Annotated in this window: 18 protein-coding genes; 5 read left to right on the plus strand and 13 right to left on the minus strand. The window is 67.0% G+C overall.

Features of this window, described 5'->3' with window-relative positions:
* Positions 1-1494 (minus strand): AMP-binding protein, encoded by a 1494-nt coding sequence (locus BJY20_RS12125; RefSeq protein ID WP_185991772.1) that lies wholly within the window; start codon positions 1492-1494, stop codon positions 1-3.
* A gap of 110 nt (positions 1495-1604) precedes the next feature.
* On the opposite strand from BJY20_RS12125, the gene BJY20_RS12130 reads away from it, so the two are divergent.
* A complete protein-coding gene (locus BJY20_RS12130) occupies positions 1605-1868 on the plus strand; it encodes an acyl carrier protein (protein WP_185991773.1) in 264 nt (87 codons plus the stop codon).
* 74 nt (positions 1869-1942) lie between these two features.
* Entirely contained in the window at positions 1943-3097 is a 1155-nt protein-coding gene (locus BJY20_RS12135; protein WP_185991774.1) for a PQQ-dependent sugar dehydrogenase, read from the plus strand.
* Positions 3098-3137: 40 nt separating this feature from the next.
* On the opposite strand, the gene BJY20_RS16495 is transcribed toward BJY20_RS12135, so the two are convergent.
* From BJY20_RS16495 to BJY20_RS12150, 3 genes are all read right to left on the minus strand, one after another.
* Positions 3138-4571 carry a right-handed parallel beta-helix repeat-containing protein gene (locus BJY20_RS16495; protein ID WP_185991775.1) on the minus strand — a complete coding sequence of 478 codons (1434 nt, stop codon included), beginning with the start codon at positions 4569-4571 and terminating at the stop codon, positions 3138-3140.
* 283 nt (positions 4572-4854) lie between these two features.
* Positions 4855-5733, minus strand: coding sequence for a right-handed parallel beta-helix repeat-containing protein (locus BJY20_RS12145; protein WP_185991776.1), 879 nt, complete (start codon positions 5731-5733; stop codon positions 4855-4857).
* Between the two features lie 17 nt (positions 5734-5750).
* Complete coding sequence (locus tag BJY20_RS12150) at positions 5751-7061, minus strand: glycosyltransferase family 4 protein (RefSeq protein ID WP_246297149.1); 1311 nt, start codon at positions 7059-7061, stop codon at positions 5751-5753.
* 65 nt (positions 7062-7126) lie between these two features.
* Here BJY20_RS12150 and BJY20_RS12155 point away from each other — a divergent pair, with 65 nt between their 5' ends.
* Positions 7127-8179: an aminoglycoside phosphotransferase family protein gene (locus BJY20_RS12155; protein ID WP_246297150.1), complete on the plus strand. Its 1053-nt coding sequence runs from the start codon at positions 7127-7129 to the stop codon at positions 8177-8179.
* 36 nt (positions 8180-8215) lie between these two features.
* Here the strand turns inward: BJY20_RS12155 and nadE are convergent, their stop codons facing one another.
* The 9 genes from nadE to BJY20_RS12200 all read right to left on the minus strand — a co-directional run bounded on the left by nadE (position 8216) and on the right by BJY20_RS12200 (position 17560).
* Positions 8216-9196: an NAD(+) synthase gene (gene nadE / locus BJY20_RS12160; RefSeq protein ID WP_185991778.1), complete on the minus strand. Its 981-nt coding sequence runs from the start codon at positions 9194-9196 to the stop codon at positions 8216-8218.
* Between the two features lie 8 nt (positions 9197-9204).
* A complete protein-coding gene (gene asnB, locus BJY20_RS12165; protein ID WP_185991779.1) occupies positions 9205-11184 on the minus strand; it encodes an asparagine synthase (glutamine-hydrolyzing) in 1980 nt (659 codons plus the stop codon).
* Positions 11185-11190: 6 nt separating this feature from the next.
* Positions 11191-11388, minus strand: coding sequence for a hypothetical protein (locus BJY20_RS12170; RefSeq protein ID WP_185991780.1), 198 nt, complete (start codon positions 11386-11388; stop codon positions 11191-11193).
* Positions 11385-12350, minus strand: coding sequence for an ATP-grasp fold amidoligase family protein (locus tag BJY20_RS12175; protein WP_185991781.1), 966 nt, complete (start codon positions 12348-12350; stop codon positions 11385-11387). The genes BJY20_RS12170 and BJY20_RS12175 overlap by 4 nt, the downstream gene beginning before the upstream one ends.
* A 115-nt stretch (positions 12351-12465) precedes the next feature.
* Positions 12466-13314: a glycosyltransferase gene (locus tag BJY20_RS12180; RefSeq protein WP_185991782.1), complete on the minus strand. Its 849-nt coding sequence runs from the start codon at positions 13312-13314 to the stop codon at positions 12466-12468.
* Positions 13311-14252: a glycosyltransferase gene (locus BJY20_RS12185; protein ID WP_185991783.1), complete on the minus strand. Its 942-nt coding sequence runs from the start codon at positions 14250-14252 to the stop codon at positions 13311-13313. Before BJY20_RS12185 ends, BJY20_RS12180 begins: the two co-directional genes overlap by 4 nt.
* Positions 14234-15070, minus strand: a complete 837-nt coding sequence (locus tag BJY20_RS12190; RefSeq protein ID WP_185991784.1) for a class I SAM-dependent methyltransferase — start codon at positions 15068-15070, stop codon at positions 14234-14236. The genes BJY20_RS12185 and BJY20_RS12190 overlap by 19 nt, the downstream gene beginning before the upstream one ends.
* Positions 15071-15110: 40 nt before the next feature.
* Positions 15111-16673: an O-antigen ligase family protein gene (locus BJY20_RS16500; protein WP_185991785.1), complete on the minus strand. Its 1563-nt coding sequence runs from the start codon at positions 16671-16673 to the stop codon at positions 15111-15113.
* Between the two features lie 20 nt (positions 16674-16693).
* Entirely contained in the window at positions 16694-17560 is an 867-nt protein-coding gene (locus BJY20_RS12200; RefSeq protein ID WP_185991786.1) for a YveK family protein, read from the minus strand.
* Between the two features lie 81 nt (positions 17561-17641).
* On the opposite strand from BJY20_RS12200, the gene BJY20_RS12205 reads away from it, so the two are divergent.
* A complete protein-coding gene (locus BJY20_RS12205) occupies positions 17642-18487 on the plus strand; it encodes a glycosyltransferase family 2 protein (protein ID WP_185991787.1) in 846 nt (281 codons plus the stop codon).
* Entirely contained in the window at positions 18487-19809 is a 1323-nt protein-coding gene (locus BJY20_RS12210; RefSeq protein ID WP_185991788.1) for a polysaccharide pyruvyl transferase family protein, read from the plus strand. The genes BJY20_RS12205 and BJY20_RS12210 overlap by 1 nt, the downstream gene beginning before the upstream one ends.
* Positions 19810-19830: the final 21 nt, after the last annotated feature.

Here is a 19830-nt window from a genome sequence, read left to right on the forward strand (position 1 = left end):
TCAGGAGTCGGCGGCCAGTGCCTTCAGGTCAGCCTTGACGATCTTGCCGTTCGGGTTCAGTGGCAGGCCCGGGATCGGGTGCACCTCATGCGGGACGAGGTGGCGGGCCAGGGTGCTCCGACAGTGGGCCAACACCTGTTCGGGAGTGACCTCGATGTCGTCGGCAGCCACGTAGAAGAGGACGATGGACTCGCCCGCCGCCTCGTCGGGCCTGCCCACCGCGGCGGCGGCATGCACGCCGGGCATCGCGACCACTGCGTCCTCGATCTCCTGGCTGGACACGCGGATGCCCCAGGACTTGATGAAGTCGGCCTTGCGGTCGACGATGTGGATGAAGCCGTCGGGATCGGCGTAGGCGAGATCACCAGTGCGCAGTCCGCTGTCCACGAATCGCGTGCCCGTGCCCTCCGGGTCCCTCCAGTACCCCTTCGTGATGCTCTCCCCGCGGGCGAAGACCTCGCCCACAGACCCGGCGGCGACCTCCCGTCCGTCGTCGTCGACCACGCTCAGGGTGACGCCGGGAATCCCCCGTCCCACCGAGCCGCGGCGCTCCTCGCGCAGTTCCGGGGGCAGGTAGGAAAGCCGTGAGGTGGCCTCTGTTGCGCCGTACATCACGAAGAGCCGAGCCTGGGGCTGGCTGGCGGCCACGGCGTCGACCTGTGGTTGGGGCAGGCGCCCACCGGCCTGCTGGAGCAGCCGCAGTGACGGCAGTGGAGTGGTCCTGAACGAGCTGGCGCGAAGGAGGTGCTGATATGTGGAAGGCACCCCGGCCAGGCCGGTGCAGGCGTCCCGTCGGATCGTGTCGATCACCGTCTCGGGGAAGGCGAAGGTGTCGCAGATCGAGAGACTGGCACCTGCGCGCAGGTGCGTGTGCAGCAGTGATGCGCCGTAGCAGTAGGAGAAGGGGAGCACGACCACGATCCGGTCCTCGGGGGTGAGCTCGAGGTACTGCAGGATCGAGTCGGTGTTCGCCCGGATGTTGCGGTGGCTGACGCGCACTGCTCGTGGCGCCGAGGTCGTCCCGGAGGTGAACATGAGCACGGCGTCGTCGTCAGCGTCCACTGCTGCGAAGGGCGCGAGAGCGGAAGGCAGCGGCTCCTCGAGCAGCGACGGGCCGGCTACCCGGGTGACGGCGTCCGCCACCCCGGCGGCGGTGGCCCTGAGAGCTGGATCGATGAAGAACGTGTCGCAGTCGACGAACTCGGCCTTCGCGAGCACGTCACGGGTCGTCAGGGTAGTGGCGAACGGAACCGCCACGTGCCCGGATCGCAGGATGGCCAAGTACGACGCGGCCCAGAAGAGCGAGTTGCGGCTGAACAACCCGACCCTGGATCCGGGAGGCAGGTCCCATGTCGCGATGGATCGAGCCAGGGCACTCGTCGCCCGTCGGAGCGTGGCATAGGTGTGGGGACCGTCGCGGTCGATGATCGCGAGGTCCTCGTCGCGGCCCGCGCGCAGGAGCAGATCGCCGACATTGGCGGATTGCTGGACCACCTGCCACCCCTTGCTGGGTCGAAATCCGGGTTTCGTACCGCGGTCCTAGGGTAGCGTGACTGCCACGCCGACGGCAGGGGTCGATCCACGAGCGCTGGAGTGAGGTTGGAATGGGCGATAACGTGCTGAGTCAGGTTCGTCAGTTCATTCTGACCAACTTCCTCTTTGGCGATGCGTCCAAGATGCCGGGCGACTCTGACTCGCTACTGGCCAGCGGCATCCTCGATTCGACCGGGGTTCTCGAGCTGGTCGAGTTCCTCGAGGGTGATCTCGGAGTACCGGTGGCCGACCACGAAACGATCCCGGCGAACCTGGACAGCATGGAGAGCGTCACGGCCTTCGTGACCCGGAAACAAGCCGATTCGCCTATGTGATCCCACTGTCTGAGGCAGTATCGTTGTCGTGTACTGGTGCTGGTGGCACGCAGGTCCGCCCGCAGGAGGTCTGGATGCGACGAGTACGACGCCTCAACACTCGGCTGTGGGCAGTGCTCGGGGTGTCCGCTGTGGCCGTCACTGTGGGGTGCTCAGCGTCTGCACCGGAGGATGAGCCGCGAGGTGGACCCGCACCGAGTTCCTCCCGGTCACCGACGAGCGGCATCGACCCCGCGGACCCGGATGAGCCCGAGGAGTCGGGCAAGGTCAGCATTGCCGAGACGGTGGCCACCGACCTGCAGACCCCGTGGGATGTCGACTTCCTTCCCGGCGGGTCGGCGCTGGTGACACTGCGGGATTCGGGAAAGGTGCTGCGTCTCGACGACGAGGGCACGACCGTCCTGGATGCGGGAGGCGAAGGGGGCGCCGTGCCGGGGGTGCAGCACGAGAGTGAGGACGGACTCCTCGGGCTCGCCATCGGCCCGGACGGCGGGATCTACATGTACCTGACGACCAAGTCGGACAACAGGATCCTGCGCTACGAGATGGAGGGCGATGACCTCGTGGATCCCGAGGTCATCCTCGAGGGGGTGCCGACCAACGAGAACCACTCGGGAGGACGGCTGGCGTTCGGCCCGGACGGCCATCTGTACGTGACGACCGGAGATGCCCGGAACCTCGACCTCCCGCAGGACACCTCGAGCCTTGCCGGCAAGATCCTTCGGCTGACGGCGTCGGGCGAACCGGCGCCCGGTAACCCCTTCGACAACGAGGTCTTCAGCTACGGGCACCGGAACGTCCAGGGGATCGGCTGGACCAGCGACGGCACCATGTATGCCTCCGAGTTCGGCAGTAGCGAGTATGACGAGCTCAATCTCATCGAGGCCGGCGGTAATTACGGCTGGCCCCATGTCGAGGGCTGGGCCGAGGACTCTGACTACATCAACCCCCTCGTCACCTGGACCACGGACGAGGCGTCCCCGTCCGGGATTGCTGTCACCGACGAGGGCATCTGGATGACCGCACTGCGGGGAGAGCGGCTGTGGCACGTACCCATCCGCTCGGACGGGAAGCTCGGGGAGCCGCGCGACCACCAGCTGAATCTGGGGAGGTTGCGGGCCGTCACTGCCGCTGCAGGCGATGACCTGTGGGTGGTCACGTCCAACACGGACGGCCGGGGCGACCCGTCAGCCTCGGATGACCGGATCATCCGACTCGAGGTCGACTGACCGGCTCGTGCGCTGACGGGTCGCCGTGCAGGAGGATGACCTAGCGGACCGGTTCTCCGGTGTCGTGCCAGACGTTGGTGTCTTCCCAGACGCTGCCGTCCTGGAGGTTGCCGACGGCGCCGTAGCGGTAGTCGTCGCCGAAGCGGTTGTCGGCGTAGTGGGCGCTGTCGGTGTCGCCGCTGCGGCCGCCGTTGATGGTGTAGTTGCCGCCGTTCATGAGGTTGCCGATGACCTGGAGGTTGCTGATCGGGTCGTCTCCGGCGAGGGATCCGATTTGCAGGGATGCGTTCAGCGGGGTGTCCAGGGAGGGGACGTATGCCTGCAGGTTGTTTCCACGGATGGTGACGTTGTCGCCGTTGCGGATCTGGATGGAGTCGTGGTGGCCGCCCTCGTGGGGCTGCAGGTCGTGGATGTAGGAGTCCTCGATGAGGACGTTGTCCTCCTGGATGCGGATGCCGTCCTCGGCGGAGTGGATGTTGGCGTTGCGCACGGTGGCAGCGCCTTGGAGGTAGATGCCGATGCCGGTGCCTCCCTCGTTGTCGACCTCGACGTTCTCGATGACGGCGCCCGTGGTGTCGTCGGTGACCTTGATGGGGTAGAGGCTGGTGCCTGTCTGGACGAGGGTGTTGCGAATGGTCACGTCATCCGCGTCGATGGTGATGACTCCGTTGACGTGCAAGCCGTCGATCACGGTGCCGTCCTGGGTGATCCGCAGGCTGTCGGATGGCTCCAGCTCGACCCCTGCCGGAACGCCCGTGCTCTGCGCATCCGGGAAGCCCTGTGGGGAGCTGGGCTCGGGTGCCGGCTCGGTGGGCTCGGTGGTCGGCTCGGGTGCCGGCTCGGTGGGCTCGGTGGTCGGCTCGGGTGCCGGCTCGGTGGGCTCGGTGGTCGGCTCGGGTGCCGGCTCGGTGGGCTCGGTGGTCGGCTCGGGTGCCGGCTCGGTGGTCGGCTCGGGTGCCGGCTCGGTGGGCTCGGTGGGCTCGGTGGTCGGCTCGGTCGGCTCGGTGGGCTCGGTGGTCGGCTCGGTCGGCTCGGTCGGCTCGGTGGGCTCGGTGGTCGGCTCGGTCGGCTCGGTCGGCTCGGTGGGCTCGGTGGGCTCGGTGGTCGGCTCGGTCGGCTCGGTCGGCTCGGTGGGCTCGGTGGTCGGCTCGGTCGGCTCGGTGGGCTCGGTGGTCGGCTCGGTCGGCTCGGTGGGCTCGGTGGTCGGCTCGGTCGGCTCGGTGGGCTCGGTGGTCGGCTCGGTCGGCTCGGTGGGCTCGGTGGTCGGCTCGGTCGGCTCGGTGGTCGGCTCGGTGGTCGGCTCGGTGGGCTCGGCCGAGGAGCCGTTCCCATCGGGAGGGATGACACTGCCGGGGCCGTTGGGACCGTAGGGCTGGCAGGCGCTCAGCGCTGCAGCTGCGGTCAGCGCAACGGTGACGGTGACGGCTCGTCTTCGGACCCGGATGCCGCGGCTCGTGGTCGCTCGGAAAGTCACGTTCTGATCTCCTTCTTCAGGGCGCCATCGTGATGACGGGCCCTGCTTGATACTGTCGAGTCACAATTGGGGAAATTGCGGCCACCGCTATGTGCGGAGACTGTCGTCCATATCGTGATGCAACCGTGACGTGGCGCTCCAGCAAAATGGACGCGCCCATGATAGGGCAAGTCGATCAGCCTTCAAGTCGGCGTCTCACGGACTGCCGAAGTCGTCGCGATCGATCATGGCCTCATCATTCGTTCGGGCCGACATGCGCATGCCGCGGTGGCGGCCCGAAAGATCAGCGCGTAACGGGTTCTCCGGTGTCGTGCCAGACGTTGGTGTCTTCCCAGACGCTGCCGTCCTGGAGGTTGCCGACGGCGCCGTAGCGGTAGTCGTCGCCGAAGCGGTTGTCGGCGTAGTGGGCGCTGTCGGTGTCGCCGCTGCGGCCGCCGTTGATGGTGTAGTTGCCGCCGTTCATGAGGTTGCCGATGACCTGGAGGTTGCTGATCGGGTGGTCTCCGGCGAGGGATCCGATTTGCAGGGATGCGTTCAGCGGGGTGTCCAGGGAGGGGACGTATGCCTGCAGGTTGTTTCCACGGATGGTGACGTTGTCGCCGTTGCGGATCTGGATGGAGTCGTGGTGGCCGCCCTCGTGGGGCTGCAGGTCGTGGATGTAGGAGTCCTCGATGAGGACGTTGTCCTCCTGGATGCGGATGCCGTCCTCGGCGGAGTGGATGTTGGCGTTGCGCACGGTGGCAGCGCCTTGGAGGTAGATGCCGATGCCGGTGCCTCCCTCGTTGTCGACCTCGACGTTCTCGATGACGGCGCCCGTGGTGTCGTCGGTGACCTTGATGGGGTAGAGGCTGGTGCCTGTCTGGACGAGGGTGTTGCGAATGGTCACGTCATCCGCGTCGATGGTGATGACTCCGTTGACGTGCAAGCCGTCGATCACGGTGCCGTCCTGGGTGATCCGCAGGCTGTCGGATGGCTCCAGCTCGACCCCTGCCGGAACGCCCGTGCTCTGCGCATCCGGAAACTCAGGTACCGCGCTGCTCGGTGACGCAGGAGTGGTGTCGCCCAAGGCGGTGGCCCCGGTTGGTGAACCATCGTTGTCGGACGAGGTGGACTGGCAGGCGCTCAGCGTCACCGCAGCGACCAAGGCGGCGGCTACGGTCACGGACCGGGTCAAGTTCGTCACCTGGACGGCTGACGACCGGTTGTTGTCAGTGCATCGAAGACTTGCACGTACTCCCTCGCTTGAGTCCGCCATGCCAGTTCGCCTTCGATGCGGGCCCGGCCCCGTCGTCCCATATGTTCTCGTCGAACGGGGTCGTCCAGCAGGTCGGACATCGCCTGGGCCGCTTCGAGCCGGTCGGTACCCGAGACGTATACGGCGGCATCATCGGCGCACCGTCGGGTCTCCCGCAGGTCCACGGCGACCACTGGAACCTCGTGTGCCATGTACTCGAGGGTCTTGTTCATCGTCGATCGGTGGTTGAACTCGTTCGGCGGGTCCGGGGTGACGCCGATGTCCGCGGTGGACAACCACCTGCTGATCTCCTCGTGGTCCACGCGCCCGGTGAACGTCACCCACGGGTCGAGCCCGCGTGAGGTGCAGTCGTCGCGGAGTGCGGCGGCGCTGTCCCCGAAACCCAGCAGCGCGAAGTGGGTGTCGCGTCGGCCGAGGTGGTGGACGAAGCAGTCGATGGCCACGAGGAGATTGTCGACGCCGTCCTGTGGCCCCATGATGCCGACGTAGCAGATCAAGTGCTTGCGTGAGCGTCGCAGCGTGGGGTGCTGCCCTCCGCGCTTCATCAGCTTCGGGTCCGGGGTGCTCATCACGACTGTGGCGAGGTGCGGGGGAATCCGGCCACGGTCAAGGGCGACCTCGCGGTAGCCGGGATTGGGTGAGATGACCCGGTCCGCCGTGCGGTAGGTCTGCCGTTCGTTCCACAGCAGCGCGGAGTACACGAGACCGTCCTGGCGGAACCGTGCCTGGTAGACCTCCGGGCACAGATCGTGCTGGTCGAAGACGAAGGGCCGTCCCATGAGCCTCCAGAACGCTCCCAGCAGCCAGTACGTGTCCGGAGGGTTGCAGGCCTGAAGCACGTCGAAGGGCCGGGTGCGGTGGATCCGCAAGGTCAGCAACGACGTGTGGGCGAAGCAGGTGGCGAACTCCCAGAAGTAGGAGAGGACGCCCCCGGTGCTCTCGAAGGCGCGGTAGGAGTACACGTGTACCCCGTCGAGAACATGCTCATCGACCTCGCCGGGCTCTTCCTTGGGGCAGATCACGCTGACGGCGTACCCGGCGCGGATCAGTGCCTGACACTCATGGCGCACACGTCGGTCCAGACGCAGCGGTAGGTTCTCGACGATGATCGCGACGTGTGGGGGCCTTCGTCGAGGGGCACCCGAGAACTGGCCGTCGTGGCCGCGGATCGCCGTGGGCAGGGTGTCACGGCCCCATCGCCGACGGACCATCGCTCGAATCCCCATGTCATCCATGCCCCCCGGCGGTCAGTTTAGCCGCGATCACGGGGGAGGACTAGGTCCGAAGGCTACACTCACGTATGACGGTTTCCCGCGCGGGCAGGCCCCGGGTGCGGTCTTCTACCGGGGCGACGATCTCGGGTGCGCTGGCGGCATTCGGGATCGACCCCTCGTCGATTGATGTGGTCGCCCCGCTGGTGTCGGGAACTGGGCGGACTCGCGGGTTTCGGGTGCGGGTGGACGACCGGGACTGGGCACTGAAGCGATACACGTCGCTGAGTGCGGTCGAAGGATTGCGCAGGTCTCACCCTCTGGAGCTCCGGTTGGCCGAGGCAGGCTTCCCGGTGGCACCACTCTGCATCGCCGGAAGCGGCGAGACCGTGGTCCGCAACGGTCCCGCCTGGTACTCCCTCCACCGTTGGGTCGAGGGACAGCAGGTGTCCATCGGCGGTCGGGACGCCCTGATCAGGGCTCGACCCCACCTCGTGCGCGAATTGGCGGTCATGATCGCGACCCTGCACATGGTCGGCAGCCAGGACCTGGATGAAGGGGGGGAAGGCGACCCCGATCGACTGTTGAGAGTGCCCCGCGCAAATGTGCGCCGAATTCATGGCTCTCGCCGCCGGCTGGTGTCCAGATGGCAAGTGCTGCGCCTGAAGCCCCGAAAGTCCGACTTCGACCGGTGGGCCCTCCGCGTCCTTCCCGAGGTGGCGGCGCGAGCCGAGACGCTCGCCAAGAACTCGATCGCGCACCGCGTGCCGCGGTCGGAAACTGGGCTCATCCACAACGACGTCAACTGGGAGAACCTCATCCTCGACGAGGGCTTCCACGTGCGGGCTCTGCTCGACTTCGACAACGTCGTCCGGGCGCCGTGGGCGCTGGAGGTCGGAGCGGGCGCCGTGGTGCTCGTGGGCGCAGACCCGCACACGGTTGACCAGTTCGTCTCGGGCTACGAGGCGACGACGGGCGCAGCATTCGATCGCGATCTGGTTCGACTGGGCATGGAGCTGAAGTGTGTTCGGTCGATCATCACCTCCGTGCTGGCGTACCTCGATGGAGGCACCGACACCCGACTGTTGGCGCCGTGGTGCCATCACCTGCACGAGTCGCTCCAGTTGGTGCAGCAGGAGTGAACGATGCAACCGACGCGGGTGGATTTCCGGGACGGGTCATACCTCCGGGACGTCCCCGGCCAGCTCCGGCGCCATGTGGAGGTACTCGGTTGCTCGGCGCTTCTGGTCGATGTCGCGGTAGACGCGATCAAGTTGCTCCATCGTCAGCCCGCTGGCCGCCGCGACCTCCTCCTTCGGTACGTCATTGTTCTTGCCGTAAAGGCACAGGTCCATGCGCTCGTGCGGGAGGGAGAAGTAGAATTCCTCCTGCGACTGGGGGAGGGAGTACGTGTCCGTCGTGGACGGTCGGGTGCGGATCTGCTCGGGGACGCCGAGGTGCTCGGCGAGCGCGTACACCTGGCACTTGTAGAGATGTGCGATCGGTTTGATGTCTGCGGCGCCGTCGCCGAGCTTGACGAAGAAGCCCTGGTCGAACTCGAGGCGGTTGGGCGTGCCCCCGACGACGTAATTCAGCCGATCGGCGTGGAAGTACTCGAGGGTCTTCCGCGCGCGCTGCTTGAAGTTGGTCGCGGCCACGATGCTCAGGTACGCCTCAGGAGTGAGGCGGTACTGCTGTCGCTCCCCGTGTGGGTCCACGACCACCACCGAGAAGAGCCGGTAGCTGTCGGAGTCGACCACTGACGGGAGCACGATCTTGGACAAGTATCCCGGGCCATACTCGGGGCAGACGAGTCGGATGGCGTCATCTCTGCGTCGGTAGGCACCGAACGCCGCCAGGACTGGAGTGATGTCCTCCGTCGAAGAGTCGATCTCGAGGGCCTCGGAGAGGCTGGTGCTGATGCTCAGCGTCTCGGGTGACGACTCCTTCTCGGGCATGTGGATCCCGAAGACGCGGTCGGCGCCGACGGCCTCGACAGCCAGCGCTGCGACCACGCTGGAGTCGATGCCCCCGGAGAGGGCCACGACGACTCCCTTCTTCCGGGTTCGTCTGAGGTGGTCCCGGATGCGGGCCCCAATCTGGTCCGTCATGGCGGGAAGGTCGATCCGCAGTGTGTGTGGCCCGAATGCAGTTGACATGGCGATCCCTAACTGTGCGCTGCTCGATCGATCACCGTCAGTGGTTCCGCCAGTGGTTGGGCGGCCCCTGATGATCCGTCACCAAGGATGAACTGGCGATACACGAGCTGGGTGGAAATCATGGCCAAAGTTCTCATGTTGTCTGTGTTTCCCATACGCGCTCCACCCTTCCTCCGGCACTTCCTCATGAGTGAGGCCGCGGCTGCGGGCTCGAAAATACCGGCTGCAGCCACTTCGTCGGGGGCCATCACCTCATCAACCCACGGCGCCGACTCATTGCCGAAGAAGGCGGACGCATCCGGGGACCGGTAGGGCTGTTTCGGCCTGGTCAGGATGGACTCCGGCAGCAGGTCCCAGAAGGCCCTCTTCAGGACGTGCTTCTCGTCCATCCCGAGCAGCTTGTGCCGGCTGGGCAGACGATTTGCCAGGTCGACGACGTCCCGGTCCAGGAACGGGAAGCGCCCCTCCACCGAGTTGGCCATGAGCATCCGATCACCTTGCGAGGCAAGGATGTAGCCGGGGAGGAGGGTGGTCATCTCCAGCCACTGGGCCCGGCTCAGTGGGTCCCAAGCGCTGTTCTGGGCGGGCATCGCGGCCACGAGGCCTCCGGTGACGTCGGTCGGCCAGTCTGCGTGCGGTGTGGTCAGAGCCAGCAGTGATGCCGTGCTGTCCCAGCGTGGTCGGTGAGACATCGCGGGGTCATCGGCCGAAAGGTTGCGGCCGAAGAACTCGCGGGCGAAGGCGGGGGCTTGCCCCGGCGCGCGGGCCATCCACGGGTACAGCAGGTCCAGAGCGCTTGCGCGCACTGCAGAGTCGGGGTCGCGGGCGACAAACTCGCGCAGTCGCCCTTCGCGAAAGATGTCGTACCCGGCGAAGACCTCGTCGGCGCCCTCCCCGGTGACCACGACCTTGTAGCCGTGCTCGCGGGCGAGCGCGGACAGCAGCAGCATTGGGGCGGGGGCCGCTCGCAGGAGCGGAGTCTCCGCGTGTCGCACCACCTCGGGGAAGGCCGCGCCGATATCGCCCGCGCAGACAGTGACCTCGTGGTGCTCGGTCCCCAGACGCTCGGCCATCCTGCGTTGGAAAGGCCCCTCGTCGAAGTCGACGTCAGAAAACCGCAACGAGAATGTGTGCAGCGGCACGTCGGTGTAGCGGGAGATGACGGCCGCGATGACGGCCGAGTCGATGCCCCCGGAGAGGTAGGCAGCGACGGGGACATCACTGCGTAGGAACCGCAGACGCACGGCCTCGATGAGCCGCTCGCGCACGTCGTCGGCGTTGCGCTCCAGGTCCTGTTGCTCTTCCTGCCCAAGCGGCGGGAACTCCGGACGCCAGAAGGCGCGGACGTCGTACGACTCCCGCGTGATGACGGCCAGATGGCCGGGTGGCAGCTGCTCGATCCCTACGAAAACCGTCCGGGGCGCGATCGTGCTCCAGAAGGTCATGGTCTCGGCCAGACCGACACGGTCGAAGGAGCGGGGCACCCCCGGATCGGCGAAGATCGCCTTGACCTCCGAGGCGAAGACGATCCGGCCCCGATCGCGGAACAGGTAAAGAGGACGCACGCCCAACCTGTCCCGGGAGAGAATCAGGCGTTGCCGATCCCGTTCCCAGATCGCCAGGGCCCACTGGCCGTTGAACCGTGCGAAGCACCCTTCCTGCCACTGCTCCCACGCGTGCACGATGACCTCGGTGTCGCTGTGACTGCGGAATCGGTGCCCAAGGGCCGCGAGTTCGCTCCTCAGCTCGACGTGATTGAAGATCTCCCCATTGAAGGTGATCCACACCGAGCCGTCCTCGTTGCTCATCGGCTGGGTACCACCGACCACGTCGACGATGGCCAACCGTGTCTGACCCAGGGCGACGTGTGCGTCCCGGTAGATACCGCTGCCATCCGGCCCGCGGTGCGACAGTCTGGACAGCATGCGCCTGATCATGTCGATCTCCGGTGTGTTGTCGAAGGAGAGGACCCCGGCGATTCCGCACATCGGTGGCTACTCCGCCAGGCTGTCCAGGACAGCCTCGATGGACTCTCGGTTGCGCAGGTGGTCAGCGGTGATCAGTCGGTCCGGCAGGACCACACCGCAGCCGTCCTCGATGGCCACCGCCAGACTGAGAGCATCGAGCCTGACGGCAGCCGACCCGAGCGGGAGTGGGAGCTCGAGCAGGACGCGGTCCCTGTCGGCGCTCATGGGACTGCTCGCAAGGGAACCACGGGAAATCGACGCTCGTGGTGTCCGTAGACCGGCTTCCTGATGTCGACGCTGATCGCCTGCTGCTCCAACTGGTGCTGGGCACTCTCCCACAGACTGCCCAGATACCGGTCGACGTCCTCCCGCATCACGTGGTTGCCCCCGGGGTCCGGAGTGATCTCGCCGAAGAAGATGCCCTTCGCTGTGTCGTACATGTCCACGCGGACGAAGGGTGAGTGGATGGCCGCGGAGAGCGTCTCGCCGGCAGCGATCAGCTCCTTGAGGTGAACTGGAGGCGGCAAGCGAGTGTTGGTCAGGGTGTCGACCACGGCATTGCCAAGGTCGGTGCCGTCCGTTGCAAAGTGCCGCGATCCGAGCCGTTTACCGGACCGCTGCGTCCGTCCGATCACCGTGATCAAGCCCACGACCCCGTGGAAGCAGAGCAGCTTGTAGTCAGGTGGAACCCGGAGGGTGGAGTTCCCCGGAGCGGGGAGGAGTTCCTCCATCAGAATCGTGGCGTCCTCGTCGTGGTGGAGGGCGTCGATTCGCAAGGCGAGATCGTCCGGGGAAATGACGTCCGGTGCGCCGTTGAGGAGGTCGCGGTACCCGTCGCGCTCCCGCACCAGCGGCCAGACTGCCTGCGCAGCGGTGCCCTGCGTCATCTTGATGACGAACTCGGCGGGTGCAGCGGTCCAATCGATGTCGGCGGTATCGGCATACTGACCATAGACCCGTGGAATGGGAACGCCGTGGCTGTGCGCGAAGTCGTATCCGGACGCCTTGTTGTTCAGTTCCCACACGGGGGCCGGTGCGTCCTGTGGGGACTGCAGTTGTCGCACCCGCTTGGCTTCGCGCAACTTGTAGAAGAACGACGCCTGACCCCGCTCCACCAGCAGTGCCTCGATGACGGCATCCCGTCGGGCCACGGGCGGCAGCCGTTGGAATGCCTGCTTGAAGACCATGTCCACCACCCCGCTTCGCTCGGCTCTGAGTCAGCGCATCTGCCGCGAAGTATAGCGGGGGTGACGGTAGCTGGACCCTGAGATCGGGGCGATGAAGGGAATGGCGTCGCCATGCTCATTCCGACAGTTCACGAGAACTCGTGTCTCGCTCCCACCGTGGTGATGGACCGAATCGTGCTCGCAGGCGCGCCAAGACGATCATCGCGGAGTACACGACGACATCACCGATGCGGGCCGGCTCGCGTCGGATGAGTGCCCGAAGATCACGCAGCTGACGGCGCTGCCCGGGGGACAGCGGCCCCGGCCCCGCCTCGACCCATTGCCCCTCTTGCGTCCTGTATCTGCGTCGCAGGATCATCAACAGGTCTGCGGGCCGGAGGGGGGTGTGCACGACCACCGCGTCGGTCGCGATGATCGTCACCTCGTCCATCGTGAAGAGTGAGTCGATGAAGAGGTCGTCAGCGATGACCTCGGGAAACTCCGCGAACCGTGCCCGGCCCTCCACGGAGAGCCCATAGCAGCCGGAACCCCACAGTGTCCCGGAGATGGACGGCAGCCTCTCCCGGACGGCATACCAGCGACGGACCGACCAGTGTGCGCGTGCAGTCTCGAACCGGCGGGGCGGCCGGCCGGCGAGCGCGCCATCGGTGAGAGCACGCAGGGTCGCCACGGCGGCCCGGCCGGTCATCTCGACGTCGGCATCGAGATAGACCCGGGGGCCGGGGACAGCAATCCGGTCCCCTTCCCGCAGGGCCGCGGTCTTCGACGCTTGAGGCAACTCGCGAACCCGGACCCGGGAGAACTCCCGGGCCACCTGCGCTGTCCGGTCGCGACAGCCGTTGCAGACCACGATGACATCGACCAGTCCTTCCTGGGCGATGTCGCAGAGGTGTCGCAATGCGCGTGCGATGACGGCCTCCTCGTCATGGGCGGCGATGATGATGCTGCCGATCGGGGTGCTCACCTGCCACCCCCGGGCAGGGACGCGCGCGCGTTCGATGACACCAGCGCCCGCAGTGCCGCTCGGCTCTGCGATCGATGAGTACGGATCGCGCTGTTCAGGACCACGACCCCGGCGAAACCCGCGGACGCCAGACGACCGTGCCACTTGCGGAAGTAGCGGACGCGATTGACCTCCTGCAGGGCGTGCAGCGCATCCGAGGTTCCTGACCCGGCGCCTTGGTGGCGCACGACCGCGTCCGGTACGAAACGGACCTCCACTCCCAGACTGCGCAACCGGCGGCAGTAGTCGGTCTCCTCGGAGTAGAGGAAGAAGTGCCCCGAGTCCCATGGACCGACCCTCCTCACGACCGCGCTGGGCACGACGAGCAGTGCTCCCGTCGCCCAGGCGACGACTGCGGGATGGGCGTACGTTGCCCGATCACGGATGGTCTCGCCGAGCACGGGCGGGCGGCCCGGCCATCGGTCACCGAAGAACGCGTCACCGACTGAGCCGAGGATGGTTGGTTCGCGACGAAGGGAACACTGCAGGACCCCTTCGCCATCCACGATCGTCGGCACCGCGGCGTCCCTCTGGCCGGCCACCTCTGTCAGCCGGGCGATGGATCCCGGTCCGAGACGCAGGTCGGGATTGAGGAAGACCGTCCACCGGGTGGGAGGCGCGTCGAGCAGCCCACGGTTGATCCCGCCGGCGTACCCCACGTTCTTCCCCGACTCCACGAGTTCCGCGTCCGGGTGGTCGGCGACGATTCGTGCGAGGTCATCGGCGGGTTCGTTGTTGACGACGACGACGTGCCATGAGAGATCGCCAGCGGCAGCCGGCACCGTCTCCAGCAAGCCGGCGACGTCAGAGGCGCTGCGGTAGGAGACGACGACCAGCAGGCAGTCGAGCACGGGCGACTCCTGGTGCTGGTCGACCTCTCCTACCGCCGCTGCATCCACAGCGACCCCGTGGGCTGGTGACGCAGCGACTCGGGCACGAGAGCCGGACGCTTCCCCCACACCCATGACGTCATCAGGAGAATCTGCCACGCATCGTTGTGGGTGAGGAAGGCTCTTAGCAGGTAGGCCTCCGTCCAGTCGCGCCCCTCGCGGATCCAGCGTTCGGGGTACTCGAACGGCCAGTGGACGTCGTGAACGTGCACGACGACACCCGAAGAGAGGGTGGGCAGGACGTGCAGGTACAGCCACGCCACGTCGGACCCGGACTTCAGCACGTGCGTGGAGTCGATGAAGAGGATGTCCCCGGCCCCGAGCTGGGCAAAGATCTCGATCGGTACATCCTGCACTGGCTCGTCGATGACGACCACCTCGTCCCCGGGACGCAGCCGAGTTCGCAACCGGTCCGGGTTCGGCTCCACGCAGGTGATCCGTAGGTCTGGCAGATATCTGTCCACGACGTCCAGCGCGACGGCGGTCGAGTAGCCGGACCCGACCTCGAGCAGGTGCTTCGGCTCGTGGTGACGGAGCATGCCGTGAAGAACTGCAGCGTCGGCGCGACCGTACATCCCGTTGGGCTCCCACCGGTCCTCGGGCAGCTGGACCATGAGCGGCGCGAGGCGGCGGGCCAGCCGCTCTTGTCCGGTCTCGTTGAGGTCCACCCCGACCACCGGCGCCGTCCGCCACGCGACGGCGCGTTCGCGGTCGGTGAGCGACGTGGTGGGGGAGTAGTAGTGGCCCGGCATCACATAGGGAGGCCTGTGCACCGCCGCCGCAAAGGCGCGCGCGGTGCGTACGGCGCGACCGGGCATCCCCTCCATGGAGGAAGTCTGGCCCAAAGATGATCCACTGACCAGAGGACTACGGGACCGTGCGCAGCGAATTGTCGTCGTCGCGGCGCCGGTCCCCAGGAGTCGACGGACGTGGGGAGCCGGGGATCCTACCCGGGTGCGGGTCCTTCCAGACCTGTCGCACGCGTGTGCGTACCTGTGCCATCAGGGCGGTGGTGACGAACCTGTCGCCGGGCCCGGCGACCTGCAAGGCGCGGGACGGCGACGTCTCGTCGAGCCGCCACAGAGCCCCGGTGGCTCCGATGAGGATGCACACCATGCCGACGAAAGTGGCAAACGAGAAGGAGTCGAAGGTTCCGCTGGCGACCATAGCCGCCGGCATGGTGACGGCCAGCGCGTGGCCCAGGTGCCGGGTCTCCTGGTCCCGGCCGCGGAGGCGGGTGCTGCGACCGAGTAGGTATGGGACAAGAAAAAGGGCCGCGAAGCCGAGTACGGCGAGCACACCACCGGAGAGCAGGAACCCGTAGATCTGGTTGTCGAGCAGGAGGAATTCCTGCGGGGTCACCATCCCGGCGCCCCATCCGAATACGGGGCGTTGGTGCCACAGCTCCAGCACCCGTGCTGTCCGTTCGATTCGGTCAGTGACGCTCGGGTCGTTCTCGACGTTCGTGAAGAGCGATTTGATCGTGCCGAGCACCCCACGGTTGAGCACGTGGAAGACCGCGGTTGCCAGCACCGCGAGAACGAACGCGTTGTAGCGCTGCCGCCAGGGCCAGACAACCGCCATCAGGCCCATCCCCACCACGACGGTCACCAGGGCCGACCGGGAAACCGAGAGCGGGATACCGAGCGCGATGAGGACCACGGCGACCCAGCGCCACCACCGCTGCAGGCCCGGCCGTGAGAAGAGGGCATAGTGCATGGCCACAGGCAGCGCGAGCGCCAGGACGACGCCGAACTCGATGTAGTGATTGGCCGTGCCTGCGACGCGAGGAATACCTGCGGTTCCTCGCGAGGCGACCCCCAGCACTTCGTAGTTGAATCGCAGACCCGGAATCCGGACGTATTGAACGAGGTCGACCACCCCGAAGAACTGGAGTACACCCACGAGGGACATCAGGCCGGAGAGGAAGACCAGGAACTGCAGCACCCGGTCCAACTCGTACCGCGTGCGCACTCCGTCCGCCACCGCCAGCGTCACACCGGCGATGGCTGCCACGACGATGAGCCAGCGGGTCGCTGCGCTTGCCTGTGCCTGCGATGGCAGGCGATCGAAGCCCACCACGTACCCGATCAGCTGGGTGAGGACGAAGACTCCGATCACCCATCGGATCGGCTGTCGTCCCCGAGGGAGGCGATGGGGACGGACCGCCGAGACGACCCACAGGAAGGCGAGCAGGATCCCGATGGCCACTGACGGGCGACCCGCCGCGCCCATGCCACCGATCACCAGGCGGGCGGGGATGAGGAACTGCAGTGCGAGGAAGAGGACGAGAAGTCCTACGGTGGTGAAGGTGCCGCCGCGCAGCAGCACCGGCGTCCGGTCCTCCCGTGCCCGCTGGAGCGGGGTGGGGAGATGCAGCAGGATCGGCTGCCAGGGGTCACCCTCCGAACGGGCACTCTTGCCGACCACTGCAGGTCACCTGACCCCACTCACGCGCGGCCCTGGCTCGACGCCGACTCGCGGTCGTCAGTCGCCGTCGGGTCTCGCTGTGAGGCTGCCTCTGCCCCTGCGGATGGCTGCGAGGGCGTGTCGTCGGGTTGGCGCTGCCGAGGTTCGTCAGAGGGGGTTGCCCCACGTCGTTCCCGTCGCGGGATGCTGGGGGAGAGTTCGGACGGGTGCGAGCGCCGCAGGCGCCGTCGACGCTCAACCCACCGCTTGATGATCCCGACCAAGTCGTCGAAGAGGATGGCCACCAGCAGCGACAGTGCCGCACCGGCGATGCCGACGATCGCCATGTTGCGCATTCTGCCGTCGGTCACCACCTGGGACAGAGCTGGCGCCCGAAGGACCTCCAAGCTGATCTGGGTGTCCTTCGGGAGGCCGGCAGCATCCTGCCGCTGGGACAACTCCCGCTGGGCGACCTCGAGCACTTCCTCGGCCGTGGCCACACTCTCGGGCCTGGTATCGCTGAGCACCGTCACGTCGATGATGCTGCTCCGGGAGCGCGTGTCGATCTCGTAGTCGGGATTGAGCCCTTGGTCCTCGAGCTCGTCCCGCACCGGGGGGCCGTCCAGCACGATGGACAACACATCGCTGGTGCTTTCGATGCTGCCGTACGGGTTGTCGATCTCGGCCTCCTGGGCCCCGGGCACGAGGATCGCGGTGGCGGTGACTTCGTACTGTGGATGCACCCCCTCGCCGACTGCATACGCACTCAGCCCTGACACCACGAGAAGTGGCAGGAACACATACCAGCGGCGCAGCACCGCCACTGTGATCCGCCAGACGTCCATCGAAACCCCATTCCGCCGAGAAATCGGCTTGGACACCTGCAAGGTGCCCCACTTCTGCAGCATACTCAGTGACATGAGGGACCGGGGGTTCTCGACAACTTGCGCCGTGATCGATCCACACCTGATCGGCTCGAGGGTCCTGCCATGAGTCACCGGGCCGACATCCTCATGATCACCCACCGCAGCGCCGGGTATCTCCACCTGAGCCTGCCCCGCCTGCTGTCCACTCTGGGAGAGGGGGATCGGGTGTGGTTGTGGCACAACGGCGATGACGAGGCCACTCTCGAGGCGATCCGGCCCTTCACACGCGATGACAGGGTGCACCGCTTCCACCACAGCCGGGAGAACGTGCGGCTGCGTGAGCCGACCTGCTGGCTGTGGAGTGAGTCGAGTGCACGCTTCGTCTCCAAGGTCGACGACGACTGCCTCGTCAGTCCCGGCTGGTTGGACACCTTCGCCGAGGCACACGAGGCGAACCCGCAGTTCGGCGTGATCGGCAGCTGGCGTCATCCCCCGGAGGACTCCCGGCCGGAGTTGGCCCGTCGCAAGATCCAGACCTACGCCCGTGGGCACCAGCTCATGCGCAACCTCTGGGTGCAGGGCAGTGGATACCTGATGTCACGGGCGGTCGTGGATCGCGCAGGACTGCTCGGCCCCGACGAGTCCTTCACCGCCTACTGCATCCGCACTGCGCGGGCGGGTGCGGTCAACGGCTTTTACCACCCCTTCGTGCCCGAGGACCACATGGATGATCCGCGCTCGCCGCACACCCTGATCCACACCGATGCGGATCTGTTGTCACGCATGCCCTTGTCCGCCGAGAAGAACGGGGTGACAACGGTGGACGCGTGGACGGACCAGCTGCGGCACAGTGCCTACCTTCTGCAGTCGGCCTCCCTCGACCCGAGGGCCTACACCGGCTGGCGGGCGAAGGGGAGGTCGGCCCGCCGCCGCCTTGCTCACCTGGTGGGTCGACCGGTGCGTTGGTGATGTCCGGGTCGTCCCGTGGTCCACGCGACCACACCGGCATCGCGACCGGGCTGCGTCTCGTGCTCGCCGGAGCCTCCCTCGGGACCGGTAATCGCGGCGTAGAGGCACTGGCTCGAGCGGTCATCGACAGCATCGGCCGTGACAGTGCAGATGCGGCCCTGAGCGTCCTGGACGACGGATGGGGTGTCCGGGCTGCACCCGCGTTCGGCGCTCGTTCCGATCTCGTGGGGGTGCGGTGGTCGCGGCGATGGCACCGGCCGGAGAGCTGGGCCCGGATCCGATTGGCCCAGGCGCTGGGCCGAGCGGATGCGAATCCGGCAGCAGCCCGCTTCGCAGCCGCCGACGCCGTCCTCGACCTGAGCGGTGGCGACAGCTTCACGGACCTGTACGGCCCTGCTCGCCTTGCTGCCGTGTCAGCGCCCAAGCGAGCCGCCATCAGGGCCGGACGGCCCCTGGTGCTGCTGCCCCAGACCTATGGTCCATTTACCACGTCCCGTGGACGCACGAGCGCCGAACGGATCATCCGTTCCTCGAGCGTGGCATTCGCCCGGGACCCGTGGAGCCACGAGCAGCTCCTGTCGCTGGCCGGTCCCGACGCCGATCACACGCGTTTGCGAAGGGGGGTCGATGTCGCTTTCGGCCTGGAGGCGCGACGTCCCACGGAGGGGGTCGCTGAGCAGGTCGAGCAGTGGACCAGTGGTCTGACGGCAGGCGTGAACGTCAGCGGGCTCCTGCTCGACAGCGCCGCCCGGACACGGTTCGCGCTTGCGGGGGACTACCTCGCGACGATGACGCAACTGGTTCGTGGTCTGCTCGCGGCCGAAGCGCAGGTGGTATTCGTCCCCCACGTGCACTCGTCGGGGGGAGTCGGTGAGAGCGACATGGCAGCCATCAGGCGGATCCGGGAGCAGCTCTCGTCACGGGAGAGGTCCCGGACCCGTGTGGTGCCACCGGATCTTGATGCCAGAGAGCTCAAGTGGTGCATCTCCCGTCTCGATTGGTTCGTCGGCAGTCGGATGCACTCCACCATCGCTGCCCTCTCGACGCTCACGCCGGCCGCTGCCTATGCATACAGCGACAAGGCGTCGGGCGTCTTCGAGACCTGCGGGATGCGCTCCCAGGTGGTCGATGCCCGGCAGAGCGCCGGAGGCGAGGCCGTGGACGCGATCCTGACCTCCTTCAATGACCGTGAGGTGATCCGTGCGGACCTCGCAGCAGCGGTGCCCCCCGTCGTCGAGGAGTCGCGCACCCAGTTGCGTGACCTCCTGACCGACGTCGGTCGATGGCGTGACAGCGGCGGCACTGCGGAGCCGATCGTCTGAGCCCGGACACGAAGGGGCCGC

Origin of the sequence: Janibacter cremeus, assembly GCF_013409205.1 — a bacterium.
Lineage (GTDB): Bacteria > Actinomycetota > Actinomycetes > Actinomycetales > Dermatophilaceae > Janibacter > Janibacter cremeus.